Source organism: Halobacteriovorax sp. HLS, assembly GCF_004006665.1.
GTDB lineage: Bacteria > Bdellovibrionota > Bacteriovoracia > Bacteriovoracales > Bacteriovoracaceae > Halobacteriovorax.
Genome location: NZ_QOCL01000002.1, coordinates 321,746 through 337,122, shown reverse-complemented (window position 1 = coordinate 337,122; position 15,377 = coordinate 321,746). Strand labels below are relative to the sequence as shown.

Annotated in this window: 19 protein-coding genes; 12 read left to right on the top strand and 7 right to left on the bottom strand. The window is 36.4% G+C overall.

The window, feature by feature from the left end; all coding sequences use genetic code 11:
* Genes ruvA through DPQ89_RS18425 form a run of 3 tightly spaced genes read right to left on the bottom strand, consistent with a single transcriptional unit; the run spans position 1 to position 1,415 of the window.
* A complete protein-coding gene (gene ruvA / locus DPQ89_RS04635) occupies positions 1-651 on the bottom strand; it encodes a Holliday junction branch migration protein RuvA (protein WP_127715692.1) in 651 nt (216 codons plus the stop codon).
* Entirely contained in the window at positions 648-1,202 is a 555-nt protein-coding gene (gene ruvC, locus DPQ89_RS04630; RefSeq protein ID WP_127715690.1) for a crossover junction endodeoxyribonuclease RuvC, read from the bottom strand. The genes ruvA and ruvC overlap by 4 nt, the downstream gene beginning before the upstream one ends.
* 39 nt (positions 1,203-1,241) lie before the next feature.
* Positions 1,242-1,415: a hypothetical protein gene (locus tag DPQ89_RS18425; RefSeq protein ID WP_164848255.1), complete on the bottom strand. Its 174-nt coding sequence runs from the start codon at positions 1,413-1,415 to the stop codon at positions 1,242-1,244.
* A gap of 106 nt (positions 1,416-1,521) precedes the next feature.
* On the opposite strand from DPQ89_RS18425, the gene DPQ89_RS04625 reads away from it, so the two are divergent.
* The 4 genes from DPQ89_RS04625 (at position 1,522) to DPQ89_RS04610 (ending at position 4,465) form a co-directional block, all read left to right on the top strand.
* The gene (locus DPQ89_RS04625) at positions 1,522-2,394 is read left to right on the top strand and encodes a bifunctional 5,10-methylenetetrahydrofolate dehydrogenase/5,10-methenyltetrahydrofolate cyclohydrolase (RefSeq protein WP_127715688.1); all 873 of its coding nucleotides are present in this window, start codon (positions 1,522-1,524) and stop codon (positions 2,392-2,394) included.
* Positions 2,395-2,428: 34 nt separating this feature from the next.
* On the top strand, positions 2,429-3,508 hold the full coding sequence (gene gcvT, locus DPQ89_RS04620; protein WP_127715686.1) for a glycine cleavage system aminomethyltransferase GcvT: 1,080 nt from the start codon (positions 2,429-2,431) through the stop codon (positions 3,506-3,508).
* Positions 3,508-3,894, top strand: a complete 387-nt coding sequence (gene gcvH / locus DPQ89_RS04615; protein ID WP_127715684.1) for a glycine cleavage system protein GcvH — start codon at positions 3,508-3,510, stop codon at positions 3,892-3,894. The genes gcvT and gcvH overlap by 1 nt, the downstream gene beginning before the upstream one ends.
* Before the next feature lie 271 nt (positions 3,895-4,165).
* Positions 4,166-4,465, top strand: coding sequence for a hypothetical protein (locus tag DPQ89_RS04610; RefSeq protein ID WP_127715682.1), 300 nt, complete (start codon positions 4,166-4,168; stop codon positions 4,463-4,465).
* Here DPQ89_RS04610 and DPQ89_RS04605 read toward each other — a convergent pair.
* The 4 genes from DPQ89_RS04605 to DPQ89_RS04590 form a co-directional block, all read right to left on the bottom strand.
* Positions 4,462-5,412 (bottom strand): energy transducer TonB, encoded by a 951-nt coding sequence (locus DPQ89_RS04605; RefSeq protein ID WP_127715680.1) that lies wholly within the window; start codon positions 5,410-5,412, stop codon positions 4,462-4,464. The two genes, DPQ89_RS04610 and DPQ89_RS04605, sit on opposite strands and share 4 nt — an antisense overlap.
* A 65-nt stretch (positions 5,413-5,477) precedes the next feature.
* The gene (locus tag DPQ89_RS04600) at positions 5,478-8,219 is read right to left on the bottom strand and encodes a penicillin-binding protein 1A (protein ID WP_127715678.1); all 2,742 of its coding nucleotides are present in this window, start codon (positions 8,217-8,219) and stop codon (positions 5,478-5,480) included.
* Positions 8,219-9,166, bottom strand: coding sequence for a hypothetical protein (locus DPQ89_RS04595; RefSeq protein WP_127715676.1), 948 nt, complete (start codon positions 9,164-9,166; stop codon positions 8,219-8,221). Before DPQ89_RS04595 ends, DPQ89_RS04600 begins: the two co-directional genes overlap by 1 nt.
* On the bottom strand, positions 9,163-9,378 hold the full coding sequence (locus DPQ89_RS04590; protein ID WP_127715674.1) for an exodeoxyribonuclease VII small subunit: 216 nt from the start codon (positions 9,376-9,378) through the stop codon (positions 9,163-9,165). The genes DPQ89_RS04595 and DPQ89_RS04590 overlap by 4 nt, the downstream gene beginning before the upstream one ends.
* 251 nt (positions 9,379-9,629) lie before the next feature.
* Here DPQ89_RS04590 and flgF point away from each other — a divergent pair, with 251 nt between their 5' ends.
* The 8 genes from flgF to flgN all read left to right on the top strand — a co-directional run bounded on the left by flgF (position 9,630) and on the right by flgN (position 15,371).
* Positions 9,630-10,463 (top strand): flagellar basal-body rod protein FlgF, encoded by an 834-nt coding sequence (gene flgF / locus DPQ89_RS04585; protein WP_164848254.1) that lies wholly within the window; start codon positions 9,630-9,632, stop codon positions 10,461-10,463.
* An 8-nt stretch (positions 10,464-10,471) separates the two neighbouring features.
* Positions 10,472-11,323 carry a flagellar basal-body rod protein FlgG gene (gene flgG, locus DPQ89_RS04580; protein ID WP_241558782.1) on the top strand — a complete coding sequence of 284 codons (852 nt, stop codon included), beginning with the start codon at positions 10,472-10,474 and terminating at the stop codon, positions 11,321-11,323.
* 3 nt (positions 11,324-11,326) lie between these two features.
* Entirely contained in the window at positions 11,327-12,223 is an 897-nt protein-coding gene (gene flgA, locus DPQ89_RS04575; protein WP_127715670.1) for a flagellar basal body P-ring formation chaperone FlgA, read from the top strand.
* A complete protein-coding gene (locus DPQ89_RS04570) occupies positions 12,220-12,975 on the top strand; it encodes a flagellar basal body L-ring protein FlgH (RefSeq protein ID WP_127715668.1) in 756 nt (251 codons plus the stop codon). The genes flgA and DPQ89_RS04570 overlap by 4 nt, the downstream gene beginning before the upstream one ends.
* A 3-nt stretch (positions 12,976-12,978) precedes the next feature.
* Complete coding sequence (locus tag DPQ89_RS04565) at positions 12,979-13,983, top strand: flagellar basal body P-ring protein FlgI (protein WP_127715666.1); 1,005 nt, start codon at positions 12,979-12,981, stop codon at positions 13,981-13,983.
* Positions 13,984-14,083: 100 nt separating this feature from the next.
* On the top strand, positions 14,084-14,554 hold the full coding sequence (locus tag DPQ89_RS04560; protein WP_127715664.1) for a hypothetical protein: 471 nt from the start codon (positions 14,084-14,086) through the stop codon (positions 14,552-14,554).
* The gene (flgM, locus tag DPQ89_RS04555) at positions 14,547-14,870 is read left to right on the top strand and encodes a flagellar biosynthesis anti-sigma factor FlgM (protein ID WP_127715662.1); all 324 of its coding nucleotides are present in this window, start codon (positions 14,547-14,549) and stop codon (positions 14,868-14,870) included. The genes DPQ89_RS04560 and flgM overlap by 8 nt, the downstream gene beginning before the upstream one ends.
* A 3-nt stretch (positions 14,871-14,873) precedes the next feature.
* Positions 14,874-15,371 (top strand): flagellar export chaperone FlgN, encoded by a 498-nt coding sequence (gene flgN, locus DPQ89_RS04550; RefSeq protein WP_127715660.1) that lies wholly within the window; start codon positions 14,874-14,876, stop codon positions 15,369-15,371.
* Positions 15,372-15,377 lie beyond the last annotated feature (6 nt).

The following is a 15,377-nucleotide window of genomic DNA, read 5'->3' as shown; positions in this document are numbered from 1 at the left end:
TTATACTTCTCGAAGCACAAGGTGAATAAGTTGTTCAGGCTTAGTTATTTCGTTAGAGCCTAGTATTTTCTGTGCTATAGGAATAACTTTCTCTTCTTTAAACCCTAATTCTTTACAAGCAAGAATCGTATCGTTGAGAATAAGGTGATCACTTGTACTTTCGACTTCAGTCTCCTGAGTAAACATTTCAGGCTGAATACTTACAGTAGAAGTAGCCGCTATAGGCTGAGCTCCCAGTGTCTTATTAGAATACATTTTAATTTTTGACACTTTATTTTGAAGGTCTAATATCATCTGAGCTGCTGCTTTGGCTCCAATTCCAGGAGCTTTGGTCAATGTTTTTTTATCATCCATAGTGATCGCATTAATAATTTGATCAACTCCAATATTGCTTGCCAGACTGAAGGCAGATTTAGGACCAACACCTTTAACTGAAGTTAGAAGTTCAAACATCTTCTTTTCACGAATAGTTCTAAATCCGTAAAGCTCTTCACTGGCCTCTCTAATAACATGGGAGATAAAAATTGATGTGACATTACCTTCGGGCAAAACTTGATGAAAATAAACTTGATACCCTATTCCCGAATTTGTAAGGATTACGGACTCAACTCCATCGCTAAATAAAACTTCACCTTGTAGATGTCCAATCATGTTGTTCTTTCCTTGTGCTTAAAAACACTTTTTAATGTTCGCCCTTTGCTCGGGCGGCCAGTTGTCTTTGTAGATAATTGCTTTCCACTATTTAAAGCATGACATAGAGCAATTGCAAGAGCATCGGACTCATCGTGAGAGCCGAATTTTAATTCTCCAAATATCATTTGAAGAGTTTTATCAATTGCTGCTTTATCTGCATGACCATATCCACTAATTGTAGATTTTATGAGATTAGGTGCATATTCGAAAACTTTTCCCTTTCTTGTTTGTACAATGGCAGCGACCATAGCGCCTCTGGCCTGAGCCAATTTTGCTAACGAACTCACACTCTTTACAAAGATCAATGCCTCAATAGAAACTTCATCAGGTCTATGCTCAAGCATCAAAGTATTAATAGAGTCATAAATAACTCCAAGCCTATCCACAAAATTGTCGATTTTTGCATACTTCAAAGTTCCCGAATCTAGAAAATTAATTTTCCTGCCATTTACTTCTATTAATGCCCATCCGGCGCTTCTAGAGCCAGGATCAATTCCCAAAATTTTCATAATTAATTGTACATGGATGTTAGAGTAATCGTCTAGAAACTATCCTTGGTGTTTTGATCTTACAAATTGTCCCAGATAGAATACGAGAGAGCCTCCAACCAGTTGTAAGAACTCAAGCTGTCCATAATTTCCCTTATTCATTCCAGAAAAAAGGCATAGACCCACTGAAGCAAATCCTATAAGCTGTAGACCTAGACCCATGTAAAAAACCACTTAGTACTCCCACTTCTTGTAAAATCGTACTATATGGTGAAAGAAGAGAAATTTCAAAAAATATTCTAGCTTCGCTCTGCGGTATTTTTTGAGCAGGATACTTATAATGAATAAGAATGAAACTATAATAATGAAGTCGAAGCCTCTAATTAAAGAGTCTGTCGAGAACTTAAAAAATAGATGCTCAGCACTAAAGCAAGAAGGTATAATTCCTACGATGAAGGTTATTCTCGTAGGCGACAATCCAGCAAGCTTACTTTACACAAGAAATAAGAAGAAATTCATTGAAAACCTTGGTGCAGAATGCGAAATCATTAAGTTACCAAGCGATCTTAAAGAAGACGACTTCTTAGATCATGTAGCAGATATAGTAAGTGACCCAAGTGTTCACGGCTGCTTTGTTCAGCTCCCACTTCCTAAACACCTAGCGCATATAAATGTTGGAGAGCTCATTCCTCCCTATAAAGACGTTGATGGATTTAATAAGTTCAATGTTATGAATCTCTACCAAGGTGAAAAAGGTGAAGGAGCGCTTATTCCTTGTACACCAAAAGGAATTGTAACAATTTGCAATTACTACGGTATTGAAATAGAGAATAAGAATATTACAATTGTTGGTAGATCACTAATTGTCGGTAAACCCTTGAGTCTCCTACTTACTAACCACAATGCCACTGTTAGTTTATGTCACTCTAAGACACAAAACTTAAAAGATCATACCAAACAAGCTGACATTATTATCATGGCCATAGGAAGTGCGAAGTTTCTTACTAGGGACTATCTAAGTGATTCCAAATCCCAGGCCATTATCGATGTTGGAATGAATCAAGACGCCGAGGGCAAACTATGCGGCGACACCGATTTTCACAATATTAAAGATCACGTATCCGCAATCACTCCCGTTCCTGGTGGGATTGGACCGATGACGATTCTTTCTTTGGCCCAAAATCTTTTACAAGCTGCTGAAAAGAGCTTATAAAATTATCTAATAATTAAACTTCACAGGAGAATGTATGGGTCTTTTAACGACTTCTTTACACCAGGTTCATTTGGACTTAGGCGCAAAGATGGCCCCTTTCGCTGGTTATGATATGCCTCTTCAGTATTCGTCAGTAAAAGATGAATCAAATGCAGTTCGAACTAATTGCGGTGTATTTGATGTTTCTCACATGGGTGAATTCTTTGTAACAGGAAAAGATGCAATAAAATTTGTAGACTACCTTATTACAAATGACTTTCTGTCAGCTGACTTACATAAAGCCGTTTACTCACCTCTTTGCAGAGAAGACGGGACCACTATTGATGATTTGATAGCCTACAAGCTCGGACAAGAAAGAGTACTTATTTGCGTGAATGCTTCAAATATTGAAAAAGATTGGAACTGGATTTCTTCACAGACGAATTCTTTTGATATTGAACTTGTAAATAAGTCTTCTGAGTACTCACTATTGGCCGTACAAGGCCCAAAAGTAGTTGAAATCTTTAAAAGTATTGAACTTCTTTCGGATGAAGACAATATGGAATACTACAGTGCTAAAGAGCTTAACAAGCTTGGAGAGCAGGTTATTTTGGCAAGAACTGGTTACACTGGTGAAGATGGATTCGAAGTTTTTTGCTCCCATGATATGGCAAAGAATCTTTGGTCTAAATTACTAGATAAAGGAGCGCTTCCTTGTGGACTAGCTGCTAGAGACGTTCTTCGTCTAGAGGTATGCTACCCACTCTATGGTCACGAACTAAATGACCAACTCACCCCACTTGATGCAGCTCTGAAGTGGACTGTTAAAACTCAAAAAGATAACTTCATTGGAAAAGCCGCTCTTATAGAAAGTAAGCCTAAAAAGCGCCTTGTTAAACTTAGTCTTGAAAAAGGTATTCCAAGAGAAGGGTACAATATTCTGAACTCCAAAGATGAAATAATTGGCGTAGTTACGTCTGGAACTATGTCTGTTGCAACAGGAAAAGGTATCGCACTTGGACTTGTAGATTCGGATAAGTTTCCTAAAGATAAAGCATTTAAAATTAATATAAGAAAGAACAATATTGAAGCTATTTACCATGTAAAAGCATTCGTCACAGGAGGACACAAGTAATGTCTAACAATATTCCAGCTGAGCTTAAATACACAAAAGACCATGAATGGGTACTACTTGAGGGAGATATTGTCTCTGTGGGTATTACCGACTTCGCTCAATCATCACTAGGAGATATTGTCTTCGTTGAGTTACCAGAAATTGGTACAGAGCTTTCGGCCGAAGATACTTTTGGAGTTGTAGAGTCAATTAAATCTGTGAGTGATCTCTACTCGCCTGTATCAGGAGAAGTAGTGGAAGCAAATACTGATCTTGAAGCTGGTCCTGAAGCTTGTAACGAAAATCCATATGGTTCTTGGATGATTAAACTTAAAGTTTCATCATCTGATGAATACAACGCTTTAATGTCTTCAGAAGAATATCAAGAACATTGTTCAAATTTATAAAAGCTAAAAAGGGCCGGATTTGTTCTGGCCCTTTTCGAAATCAAGAAAAAAATAAAAAAAATTTGTTTCCAGAAGTCAATTACGCACCCGCTAAAAAATGGCCTATTTTCATGAAAAAAATCACTTAAAAATATGTCTTTTTTTCACAATGATTTTTTTTTCACATTGAGTTTTTTTCCCTTTACGAAAGGCCCTCTGCCAAGCATACTGACGCTCGTTCTCTACTAAGAACCGGCAATAGAAACTCTTAAATCTTAGGTTATTTAAATATATGATTTCTGAAAATCAAGAATCAATTCAATTATTAAATACTGCAATTATCAAATCTAAAGAAAAGAAAATTGATAATACTTTTGAAGATAGACTTGCTGTAGCTTGTAGTTCTTCTGAAATGGAAGCACTTAGCGTGGCGATTTCTCACCTGTCTGAGAAACAAAAAATATCGAGAGATCAAGCTGCAATTGCTCTGATCGAAAGAATGAGAGAACTTGATTCAATCTGGAATGACTATGTTATGATGGAAGGGATTAGCAATCTGAAAGATCTTCTTGGTAAGTCACAAAAGCACTAAGACTTAACAACGAATCCCCATTCAATTTTTGCGTAGCCATTTTTAACTAAATCCGATGGAGGATTAGGAAATGGTCCAGCTTTATTAAATGATTCTATTGCTGCGTCATCAAGCTCATTTATCCCACTTGTAGACTTCACTTTTACTTCAGTAATATTTCCACTTTTATCAATGGTTATTGTTAGTGACGTTATCTTATTTTCATCACTTGCAATAGATCTCCCCTTTTTCCACATCTTCTTGGCCTGTTTGCGAAGAGAATCTCCCCAATGCTGCTCAAGCTTTTGTCTAATTCTAAAGTAGAAACCGTAGTACTTGTATTCTATTGTATTTAGCTTTGTCATGTCGCCTAAAGGAAGGTCCTCAATAAAATCATTATTCTGAGCAAGGCCAAAAGCTTTAATCTGACCATTCTTTAGACCTAACTTCGGAGCACTCTTAGAGGCTGGTTTTTTAGTAAAAGTACTTCCTAAGCCTAGGTCCGTTAGCTTAATATTCTTAGGATCGAATTTCTTAGTCTTAGTTTTCTTTGCCGCAACTTTCTTAGTTTCATTGCTCTTGCCCTTAGAAGACTGAACAACACTCTGAGAAGCTTCTTTTGATCCTGTTCTAATACCTTTACCGGCAGACTTAAACGAACCTGTCGTGGCCGCCTTGGTTTCTCTGTCAACTTTTTGATTTTGCTTACTTAAATATTTTGCGTCCTTCGGATCTTCTTTAACTTTTTTAAGTTCGCTATTCACAATTTGCATTGGTTTAGTCTTAGACTTTCTTAACTTTAGCTTGATTTTCTTAGGGGTCGACTCCGAAACTTTAACCAAAGGTGATTTCTTTAAATCGATTCGGGATATTAGAAAAGCTCCGTGAAATAAAATAGACACTACAATAGGAAGAAAAAGTAATTTCTTAAAATTATCCTTATCTTTATTCGTCTTATTCTCAATCATGCAGGTTTCCTCGGGAACAATTGTCCTTCACAAACCTATCGGAAGATTTTTTTAAATATTAATCTTTATTGATTATTATAATAATCATCTTCTTCCAAAAACCTAGTTGAACTGTCAGACTTTAGCTTTTCAATATCTTCTTCTTTTTGGCTACCAGGCTCTGTCCCTTCAACAAATGACTCTAAAAATGCATCCGGCTGTCCTGGACGGGCCAATCTACCCGTATTCTTGTCGATCTTTACATTTATAACTCCTAATGGAGCTGTAAAGTCGTATTCTCCGCGCTTTTTGAGCCCTTCTCGCATAAACTCTTTCCAAATTGGTAATGCTGACTTTGCCCCAGTTTCGGCCCAGCCTAGTGTCTTATTATCATCAAAACCTGTCCAAACTCCCGTAACAATATTCGAAGAAAAACCTAGAAACCATGCATCTACATAATTGTTAGTGGTTCCTGTTTTACCACCAAGAAAAGGACTAACTTCTTTAGCAGACTTTCCTGTCCCGTGAAGAACGACACCTCTAAGTAGGTTAGTCATAATATAAGCAAGGCGAGGATCATAAACCTGATCTCCTCCAAGGGCTACGTGGAAAGGGTTAATTTCTTGTTTTTCTTGGTTCTCGTCTATATTTGAAACAGCATCGCTTTCAGCTTGGGCCATCTTTTCTAAAGCTTCATCGTCAACAGTGTCACTATTTTGTTGAACAACCTCTTTACGTTCAACCAATTCATAATTTTTTCCAAACCTATCTACAATTGAAATAATCGACTTTGGATGAACTAACTTTCCACCGTTGGGAAAGATTGCATAGGTTGAAACTATATCCATTAAGGTCACACCAAAAGAGCCTAGCGCTAAACTTAAATCCTTATCAAGCTTAGCATTAAAGCCAATTCTATCTGTAAACTCTAAGATTTTTGGTACGCCAATTTCAGATGCAAGTTTAATAGTAGGAATATTTCTAGACTTCTCAAGAGAGTTTCTAAAAGTCATTGGACCAATAAATTTACCATCATAGTTTCGTGGCTTCCAATTAAGAGTCGAGTCTGATCCGCCTAATGCTTCTGGAGAATCAAGAAGTATACTTGCGGGAGTAAAACCATTTTCAAGCCCAGCTGCAAAGAGAATTGGCTTAAACGATGAGCCTGGCTGACGAGTAGACTGAATAGCTCTATCGAACTGAGATCTACCAAAGTCAGCTCCCCCAACAAAAGAGATTATTTCTCCATTCTTTGGATCTAAAGAAACTAAAGCTCCTTCAGCATCTGGAATTTGGTCTAATTCGAAAAGCACATACCTTTCTTTCTTAACAAGATCATAGTCTTTAGATTTTTTAAAACGTGGTAAGAAGTTCTTCCAAATATACTTCTCTATACCTACTGAGTTTCTAAGCATAGAGACATGAATTATATCTCCTACTTTTAAGATAGAAGTTGGTTTCGTTACATACCCATAATAGGCCCTTTCCTCAGTAATAACTCTTTCGTGGGCCCAGCGAAATTGCTCATATGGAATAATTCCATTGATACCTGCGTAGCTTACGTAAATCATTCTCGAAGAGTTATCTATTCTTCTAACAACCGCTCTATAAATTTCATCTTTTGATAGAAACCCTAAGACAGGATCATTGGGAATATTTCCAGGATAGTACCTTTTGCTAATCAACTTCTCGAAAAAAGCAAAGTGGGACTTTTCTCTTTCCTCAATAAGCTCTTCAGTAGATTCAACTTCGTATTTACGAGATAGATCTTCATTTAATGTGAAGTATAACGACTTATCTTTCAGCAATTCGGTTCTTTGTTTTACTAAATATTCCTCAACCTCTTTAGTTGTTTCAAAATGCCCTAAAGCACCTTTAAACCCTTGTCGCTTATCAATCCCTTTAACACCTTCAAGAACTTGTTTTTCAGCTGTTACTTGAAGATCGTAATCAATAGTCGTTTGAATTCTAAAACCATTTGTCAAAAAGTTCTCGCTTCCTACAAGTTCAATCACTCTTTGCCTAACCCAATCAGTGAAGTGACCCGCTTTGAAATCAGAACTCTTTCTTAATCTAAACTTGATCTTCTCAGCTAAAGCGTCCTTGTACTCTTGTTCAGTAATCTTTCCAGTTGCATACATTCGACCTAAAACATATCCCTGTCTCTTAATTGCATACTGAGGATTAATATATGGTGAGTACTTACCTGGCGCAACCAACAAACCTGCAACCATTGCACTTTCAGCAATTGTCGCCTCATCTAACTCTTTTCCAAAGTATCCTTTAAAAGCAGTCGTCACACCATAATAACCGCCACCAAGGTAGACTTGATTTAAGTATAGAAATAAAATTTCCTCTTTTGAAAACTTCTCTTCGATTCTCTGAGCAAGTAGAAAATCTTTAATCTTACGAGCAATTGATCTCTCCTGAGAAAGAAGCAATGACTTTGCAACCTGCTGAGTTATAGTTGACCCACCCTGAACAACCTTTCCAGCTTTGAGGTTTGCGATAAATGCTCTTACTACACCAAAGTAATCAACTCCTTTGTGTTCATAGAAGTTGTCATCTTCTGCAGAAAGGAAAGCTCCTACGACCCTTTTTGGTATGTCAGAAAATTGTGTAACTTCTCTTCTTTCTTTTCCAATCTCTGCTAAGACAGTTCCATCTTTAGCAAGAATTTGGCTAGGTATCGCTGGATTATAATCAGCTAAAGAAGAAATTTTGGGTAGCCCAAATGAAAAATATATAACGACGGTTGCAACGATTAGCCCTCCAAGAAGTGCTGACCCAAGACCAAACCATAAAAGTTTTATTATAACGTTTTTCATTATTTCTTATATCCCTTTTGCATAAATTCTCTTAATGCGACTATAGACTGGTCATTATCTTCTACCGAGTTTCGCATTAATTGTTGTAGATCTTTAACCTTATCCATATATACCTGCTTAAGGTTGATATTAAACCACCGCAGTTTATCATTAATTACTTCTTTATGGTGAATGGCCAATCCTGCGAGCTTACTATAAATTCCAATTAGAAAGTGATTGCCTTCACTTAGACTTAATTCTTCACCTAGAGAATTAACAACGGCCAATCTATCAATTCCCTTATCCATTAAATCACTGATTTGCAAATCTCCTCTCAATAGAGGTGATTGAAAATATTCTGACTCTTCATTAAAATCAAAATTTATAACTAGGACATTATAAAGATTACCACGAGATAAGTAACGTACTTTGCCTAGCTTTTTGTCATATATTGGAAGAATAAGTGCATACTTAAGTTCTTCGATTCTCTTATCTTCAAACTCACTTTTCAAAAACTTGAAGAACACCTTCTTCCATTCACTCGATAAATAAACAGAATCTTTAAATGATTCCATCAACGAAAAGAACTTCCACTCTGCATGGTCCGGTGATATCCCCATTGCGAGCAACGAAGCAATCACGGCCCCCATTCCGGCACCCGAGTAAACATTTGGAGTTATCTGATACTTTTGTAATTGACTGACAATCCTTAAATAGGACAAAGAGTTAAAACCGGCGGGATAAAGATAGAGTCCAATTACATCGCTTGGTACTGATGCCTCAAAAACCTCTTTGGAATCAACTTCCGGTCCATATCCAGATACTGTCTTCTTACCTTCTATAATCGGAATTTTTTTATAACTTTCTTTTTCTAAATCAACACCAATATATGAATAGCTCTCATTTGTAGAATCAAGCTGACTACATGAGCTAAGAGTTATTAATATAAGGAGTAAAAGAACTTTCATTCTTCTAAGTTTACCTCATTTAATGATTCTGTGAGCTTGGTAATTTTTTTTTCGGCTTTGCCTAACTGGTCTTTACAAAATTTATAGAGCTTTACACCTTCCTCAAATTTTTCAATACTGTCATCAAGGCCAAGCTCCCCATGCTCCAAACTGGATACGAGTTGTTCTAAATCATCTAATGACTGCTCAAAGCTTTTTTTCTCTTTCACCATTTAATTATCCCAATTTATTGACACACAAAGTCGTTTCAAAGGAAATTTTGCCACCTTGGTGGTGCAAAAAATTCCATTATTTTCTGAATTATAACCCATAGAAACACTATAAAGATACAATATCAGACACTTACTTTCTATGGATAAATTTGCCGATGTAGAGAAATTGGCACTCTCATTGCTATGATTACTACAGTGGAGGAATATTTTGTCAGGATGACACTACTTCACATATATCCAGGAGGGATAATTTGAAAGAACTTTGGGTTCCATTATCAGGTGCGATTGCTCAGCAAAGAAAAGTTGAGACCATTGCAAATAATGTTGCCAATGCAAACACTCCAGGATTCAAGAAAGAACAAATAGTTTTTAAAGAATATCTAACACAATTCGAAAAAGGCACTGAACAAGATATAGACCTTCCTCATAAAGAATGGAAACCAGAAGACTTCTACAGAAGCTATGGTGCAGAACATGCAAAAGTAAAAGTAGATGGAACTTTCACTGATTTTGAACAAGGACAACTAACTCCAACAGGAAATTCACTTGATCTAGCGCTTCACGGGAAAGGCTTTTTCGAGATTCTTACTCCAAATGGAGTGAGATATACTAGGCAAGGCGCTTTGACTATAAACAATCAAGGTCAGCTCGTCACTCAGAGCGGGAACCCTGTATTATCTAAAACAGAGCAAAACCCAGATCCAGTAGAGGGCGTTCAGGCTCAACTAACTCCTCCACAAGAAAGAATAATTACTCTTCCACAAGGTCGAATGACTGTAAATCTTCAAGGAGAAGTTTTGGTTAATAATCAAAAATTAACAGATCTATCCGTTGTTGAATTTGAAGATATTCAAGGTTTAAGAAAAGAAGGAAATTCTCATTTTATAAATAAGAGTCCTAACAATATCAAACAAGTTGTTAATACAACGGTACAGCAAGGCTTTATTGAACAGTCTAATGTTAATGCCGTTCAAGAAATGTCTGAACTAATTAAAGCTAATAGACAATTTGAGAGTATACAAAAAGTAATAAAAGTCTATGACACAATAAGTGGCAAAGGCGTAAACGAAATTGGAAAATTCTAAGGATTTAAATGTACAATTTAACTAAGGCCCTTATTCTATCTGTATTCCTACTACAATTGCCAAAAGCAAATGCAATGTTACGTGCTCTAAACACCGCTGCAACAGGCATGGCAGCACAGGAGATGAATGTTTCGACTATTTCCAATAATATTGCCAACGTAAATACTACTGGCTACAAGAAGCAAAGAACAGAAATTCAAGATTTACTTTACGAAACAGTCACAGAAGCGGGATCAAGATCAAGTGTTTCAACACTAAATAATGTTGGCGTTCAGATTGGCTCAGGTGCGAAAGTTGCCGGAGTAAGAAAAGAATTCTCACAAGGTGCTCCACAAATTACAAATAATCCGTTCGATCTAATGATAAACGGGGAAGGCTTCTTTGGGATAGTAATGCCCAACAACGAAGTTCGCTACACTAGAGACGGTGCATTTAATGTTGATAGCACAGGAACTCTTGTTAATAAGCAAGGTTATAAACTATATCCATCATTTGTTTTTCCTCCTGGTGTTAAGAGTGTGAACATTGCTCAAGACGGTAGTATGGAAGCTTACATGTCAAATCAGGTTGAGCCTGTAAACCTAGGACAAGTCCCAATTTTTACTTTCATTAATCCTATCGGGCTGAAGTCTACCGGCATGAACCTTTATGCCATGACCAAGTCTAGTGGACAAGCAATTCAAAATATCGCTGGAGAAAATAGCTCTGGCTCAATCAATCAAGGGCAATTAGAAGGCTCTAACGTAAGTATTATGAATGAGATGACCTCTCTAATAAAGGCCCAAAGGGCTTATGAAATGAATTCCAAAGTAATGGGTGTTGCGGATCAGATGCTACAGACTGTTAATAATATAAGGTAACTAATGAAACTAGTTTTAATAACATTAATTCTTTTTACCACTTTTACAGCATGGTCAAAGCCATGCTCTATAACTGTACATCCAAAAATTTACACAATTTCTGAAAATATTAGCACTCTTACTAAGGATGTTATCAAGGAATCTAATTGTGAACGTAATGTTCAATTAGATTTCGTCAGATTTCTAATAACAACCCAAGGTGTTGTCTCTAGTTCTCAACTAGCGAGAATGTTTAACTCTATAGAGAATAAAAAGGTAACAATTCATCCTAAGAAAATCTCTATTAATAAATTAGAAGATTTCTTAACCGAAAGAATAGCCTTTTCAAAAAACTGGTTCGTAAAAAATATTTCTACAGCAGCAAGAACTTCAGCAGTCATCTTAAGCGAAGAGGAAAGCTTACAAGTTGATTGCCCAAGTTGCAGTTTCCCTGGAAATAAAAGTATTCGCATAATTAGTCAAAACCCAATTAGCAATACAAATAAAGTACAAATCATAAACGCAAAGGTTCTTATAAAGACTGTTGCATTAATACCTAGAGGAATGATTCAAGTGAATAATCAATCTCTAAGTTCTTCAATGTTTAAAGAAGAGGAAGCTTTTGTTGATAACCCAGCCCAGGTCTTTACGAACAAAAAGTCATTAGTATTCTACAAAGTTAACAAGCCACTTAATGGTGAAAAGCCATTACTTATATCAGATCTTGTTCCTGTTTCTATTGTTAAAGCAGGAACACCAGCAAGTATTACTCTTTCGCAAGATGGAATTTCACTTAAAAGTACAGCTATTCCTCTGAGAAATGGTAAATATGGAGAAATGATCCAACTAAGATCATCAAGAAGTAAAAAGATAATTACAGGAAAAGTTATAGACTATAACAAGGTTGCAATTGAGTTATGAAGTTTACAAAGTTACTAATCATTATTTCAACATCACTACTGTTTTCATGCAGTAACTACATTAATAAAATGTATAACGACTTAGATAGAGATCAAGTTAGAAGAAATCCACCAAGACAAGATCAGTTTCAGCGCTTCAGAAACCCGACTGCTCAAAACAACTACCACAATCAACTGAGTAGACCTGTGGCAAATAATTACCAAAACGATCGTAACAGACCACCTCAGGTAAGAAGAAACTATAAGCCTCAAAGTTCAATAAAAAAAAGATATACTGCAGATGACTTAACAGACACTTCAAGAAACGACAGCAGTCTATGGGCAGGAAAAGGAAGACAGAAGCATCTTTTCACAGCTCAAAAGGATAAGAAGCATGGTGATATTATTTTAGTAAATGTTAAGAAAACTCTTAAAAATGATATGACTCTAGAGTTAAAAAAAGCATTTCCAGATTATCCTAAGGTTGCCAAGGCGCCAGAGAAAGATGAAAAGAAAGAGCAGTCAGCTCAGCCAGAAAATGACGATCAAGCAAAGAGTGAAAAAGAAGGAAAAGTTTACGACCGAATTTCAAGTGTCGTAATCGAAGAAATAAACGAAGGGCACCTTCTTTTACGCGGGCAAAAAAGTGTTTTGTTTAAAAAGAGAAAAAGGCTAGTTGAAATTCAGGCCTTAGTATCGAGAAGAGATATAACTGATTCTGACACTATAGACTCTGACAAAATGTTAGAAACTAGCGTACATATTTTAAGGTAATTTATGAAAAAACTTTTTGCTATCATTCTTCTTACACTCAGTCTTTGCTCTTTGGCCTCACCATCTAGGCTAAAAGACCTAGTTACAGTGAAAGGTGTTAGAGACAATCCAATTATTGGATATGGACTTGTTATTGGTTTAAACGGTACTGGTGATGGTGGCGGTGAAATTACGAATAGATCCCTCAAAAGGATGTTTGAAAAACTTGGTTTAAACCCGCAAAATGAAGTGTCCTCTAAAAATGTAGCTGCCGTAATTGTAACCGCAAAGCTTCCCCCATTCGCAAGACAGGGACAGAAACTTGATGTAACAATCTCTTCAATTGGTGATGCCAGCTCTTTGGCCGGAGGAACTCTTCTAGTTACGCCTCTTAAGGCAGGTGATGGAGAGATATATGCAATTGCATCTGGTCCGATGTCTATTGGTGGCCTACAAAAGGGTAAAGCATTTGCAACGACTGGTACTATTCCAAACGGAGCAACAGTTGAAAATGAAGTTCAACTCGACTTTGATAAAAAGAAGTCTTTACGCTTCTCTTTAAATCATCCTGATTTTACAACAGCTGCAAGAGTTGAAAAAATAATTAACCAAGAGCTTGGTGGAAAATATGCAAGTGCAAAAGACGCGGCAACAATAGATATTATTATTCCATTTCAATACCAAAGAGATGTTGTTCAATTATTAGCAATAGTAGAAAATTTTAAAGTTAATGCTGACTCTGCTACAAAAATTGTTATCAATGAAAGAACTGGAACAATTGTGGCCGGTGGAGAAGTCAAACTTACTCCAGTAGCGATAGCTCATGGTGACTTAACAATCGAAGTTAAAGGCGAAGGTGACAAGGGCGCGGAGAAGGCAAATTCGCTCTATTATATAGACCATAAAAGTACACTAAATGACTTGGTTAAAGTATTAAATGCCTTTGGAGCGACTCCAGAGGACCTAATTTCAATATTTAAGGCCTTAAAAAGCAACGGATCACTTGTTGGTGTACTAGAATTAATATAAATAGTATTCGGTGCTAGATTTGAGTACCAAATAGTGCTAGAATTAAGTTATAGAGCGGTAGTCGAGGAATGACAATCGCTAAAACAAGGTCAGGATGACTATGAAAAATATCTCTAATTCCCTATCTGTAAATCCATCAAATGGAAAAGTTTCTAAGGCTGAAAGCAAGAAGTTTATTCCTAAGCCTTATCTTGAGGCCGCTCAAAGTATGGAAAAGCAATTCGTCAAACTCATGATTGATGAGATGAAGAAAACATCTCAATCTGACAAGCCTGCTTCAACAGGTATGGACTACTATATGGACCTTGAAAGCGATGAACGTGCTAAGGCCATGGTTCAAAGAGATCAAATTGGATTACAAGATTTGATTTTAGATAAGATTTATCCAGAAAAATATAGAAATATTCATGCGTTCAACGCCTACCAGGAACAAACTGGTCAACAAGTCAGAAAACCATCTGTTGAAATGAATAATTCTAATACTTCAGAATACGAAGGTATAGAGTTGTATAAAGCCAACTCAAATAATAAAGTTCAAAACGGACTAGGTTCGGAGGCACGTCATGACTAATATTGAATCAACTCGATCAAAGTTTTTCCCAGGAACTAAAACAAATGTTTCAGGAAGTAATGCTGCCAAGATTAACGCCTTAAAGCGTAATGATGCAACTAGAACTACTGAACTTAATGATATGGCAAAGAGAGATACAAATGTTGCCATTCCAGAGGCCATTAAAGATTTCTCTAGGATAAGAAAGGCGGTAGATGCAGCACCAGAGGTAGATAACTCTGAAAAAATTGCTCGTCTAAAAGCGCAAGTTCAAAACGGTACATACAACGTTAACTATGAAGCATTAGCTGATAAGATTCTAAGCGAAGAGTTATAAAAGATGGATACACAAAAAAAGGAACTTTTTTATTTTCAAATAACAGATTTGTGGAAAAAGTTATGTGAAGAACATTCCGTACTCTTTGACCAAACTTGTGATGAGTATTCTTTATTATTAGGAAGTCAGATAGAAGAGCTTGAAGTCAAGATCGAAGAAAAGCAAGAAACTATTGCAAAGATAGGCGCCCTAGAAACTATTAGAGAAGAGCTAATCAGCAATGTAAATAAGCATCTAGGTGCTAAAATCACAAATGTTTCAGAGCTCATAATATTCTTTCAAGATTTTGAACATACTTTAAACCAAAAACATTTAAAGAGTTTCAATGCTCTTTTAATCGATATTATTGAAAAAATTCAAGTTCAAAACAAGAATAATCAACTCTTTATTAATAAAGCGCTAGGCTCACTTAAGAGTATTCGCGAAGAAGCGCTCGGTGAAAAGAGCTACTCTACTTATAATAATAAAGGAAGCGCCAAAGCAAGATCGCTTTCGGTATAGAGGTAT

Coding starts and splice junctions, on each gene's coding strand:
- flgM (WP_127715662.1), top strand. CDS start 14,547: ATGACTAATATTGAATCAACTCGATCAAAGTTTTTCCCAGGAACTAAA.
- flgN (WP_127715660.1), top strand. CDS start 14,874: ATGGATACACAAAAAAAGGAACTTTTTTATTTTCAAATAACAGATTTG.
- DPQ89_RS04595 (WP_127715676.1), bottom strand. CDS start 9,166: ATGAAAGTTCTTTTACTCCTTATATTAATAACTCTTAGCTCATGTAGT.
- gcvH (WP_127715684.1), top strand. CDS start 3,508: ATGTCTAACAATATTCCAGCTGAGCTTAAATACACAAAAGACCATGAA.
- ruvC (WP_127715690.1), bottom strand. CDS start 1,202: ATGAAAATTTTGGGAATTGATCCTGGCTCTAGAAGCGCCGGATGGGCA.
- DPQ89_RS04625 (WP_127715688.1), top strand. CDS start 1,522: ATGAATAAGAATGAAACTATAATAATGAAGTCGAAGCCTCTAATTAAA.
- ruvA (WP_127715692.1), bottom strand. CDS start 651: ATGATTGGACATCTACAAGGTGAAGTTTTATTTAGCGATGGAGTTGAG.
- flgG (WP_241558782.1), top strand. CDS start 10,472: ATGTACAATTTAACTAAGGCCCTTATTCTATCTGTATTCCTACTACAA.
- DPQ89_RS04605 (WP_127715680.1), bottom strand. CDS start 5,412: ATGATTGAGAATAAGACGAATAAAGATAAGGATAATTTTAAGAAATTA.
- DPQ89_RS04590 (WP_127715674.1), bottom strand. CDS start 9,378: ATGGTGAAAGAGAAAAAAAGCTTTGAGCAGTCATTAGATGATTTAGAA.
- DPQ89_RS04560 (WP_127715664.1), top strand. CDS start 14,084: ATGAAAAATATCTCTAATTCCCTATCTGTAAATCCATCAAATGGAAAA.
- flgA (WP_127715670.1), top strand. CDS start 11,327: ATGAAACTAGTTTTAATAACATTAATTCTTTTTACCACTTTTACAGCA.
- gcvT (WP_127715686.1), top strand. CDS start 2,429: ATGGGTCTTTTAACGACTTCTTTACACCAGGTTCATTTGGACTTAGGC.
- DPQ89_RS04565 (WP_127715666.1), top strand. CDS start 12,979: ATGAAAAAACTTTTTGCTATCATTCTTCTTACACTCAGTCTTTGCTCT.
- DPQ89_RS04610 (WP_127715682.1), top strand. CDS start 4,166: ATGATTTCTGAAAATCAAGAATCAATTCAATTATTAAATACTGCAATT.
- DPQ89_RS04600 (WP_127715678.1), bottom strand. CDS start 8,219: ATGAAAAACGTTATAATAAAACTTTTATGGTTTGGTCTTGGGTCAGCA.
- DPQ89_RS04570 (WP_127715668.1), top strand. CDS start 12,220: ATGAAGTTTACAAAGTTACTAATCATTATTTCAACATCACTACTGTTT.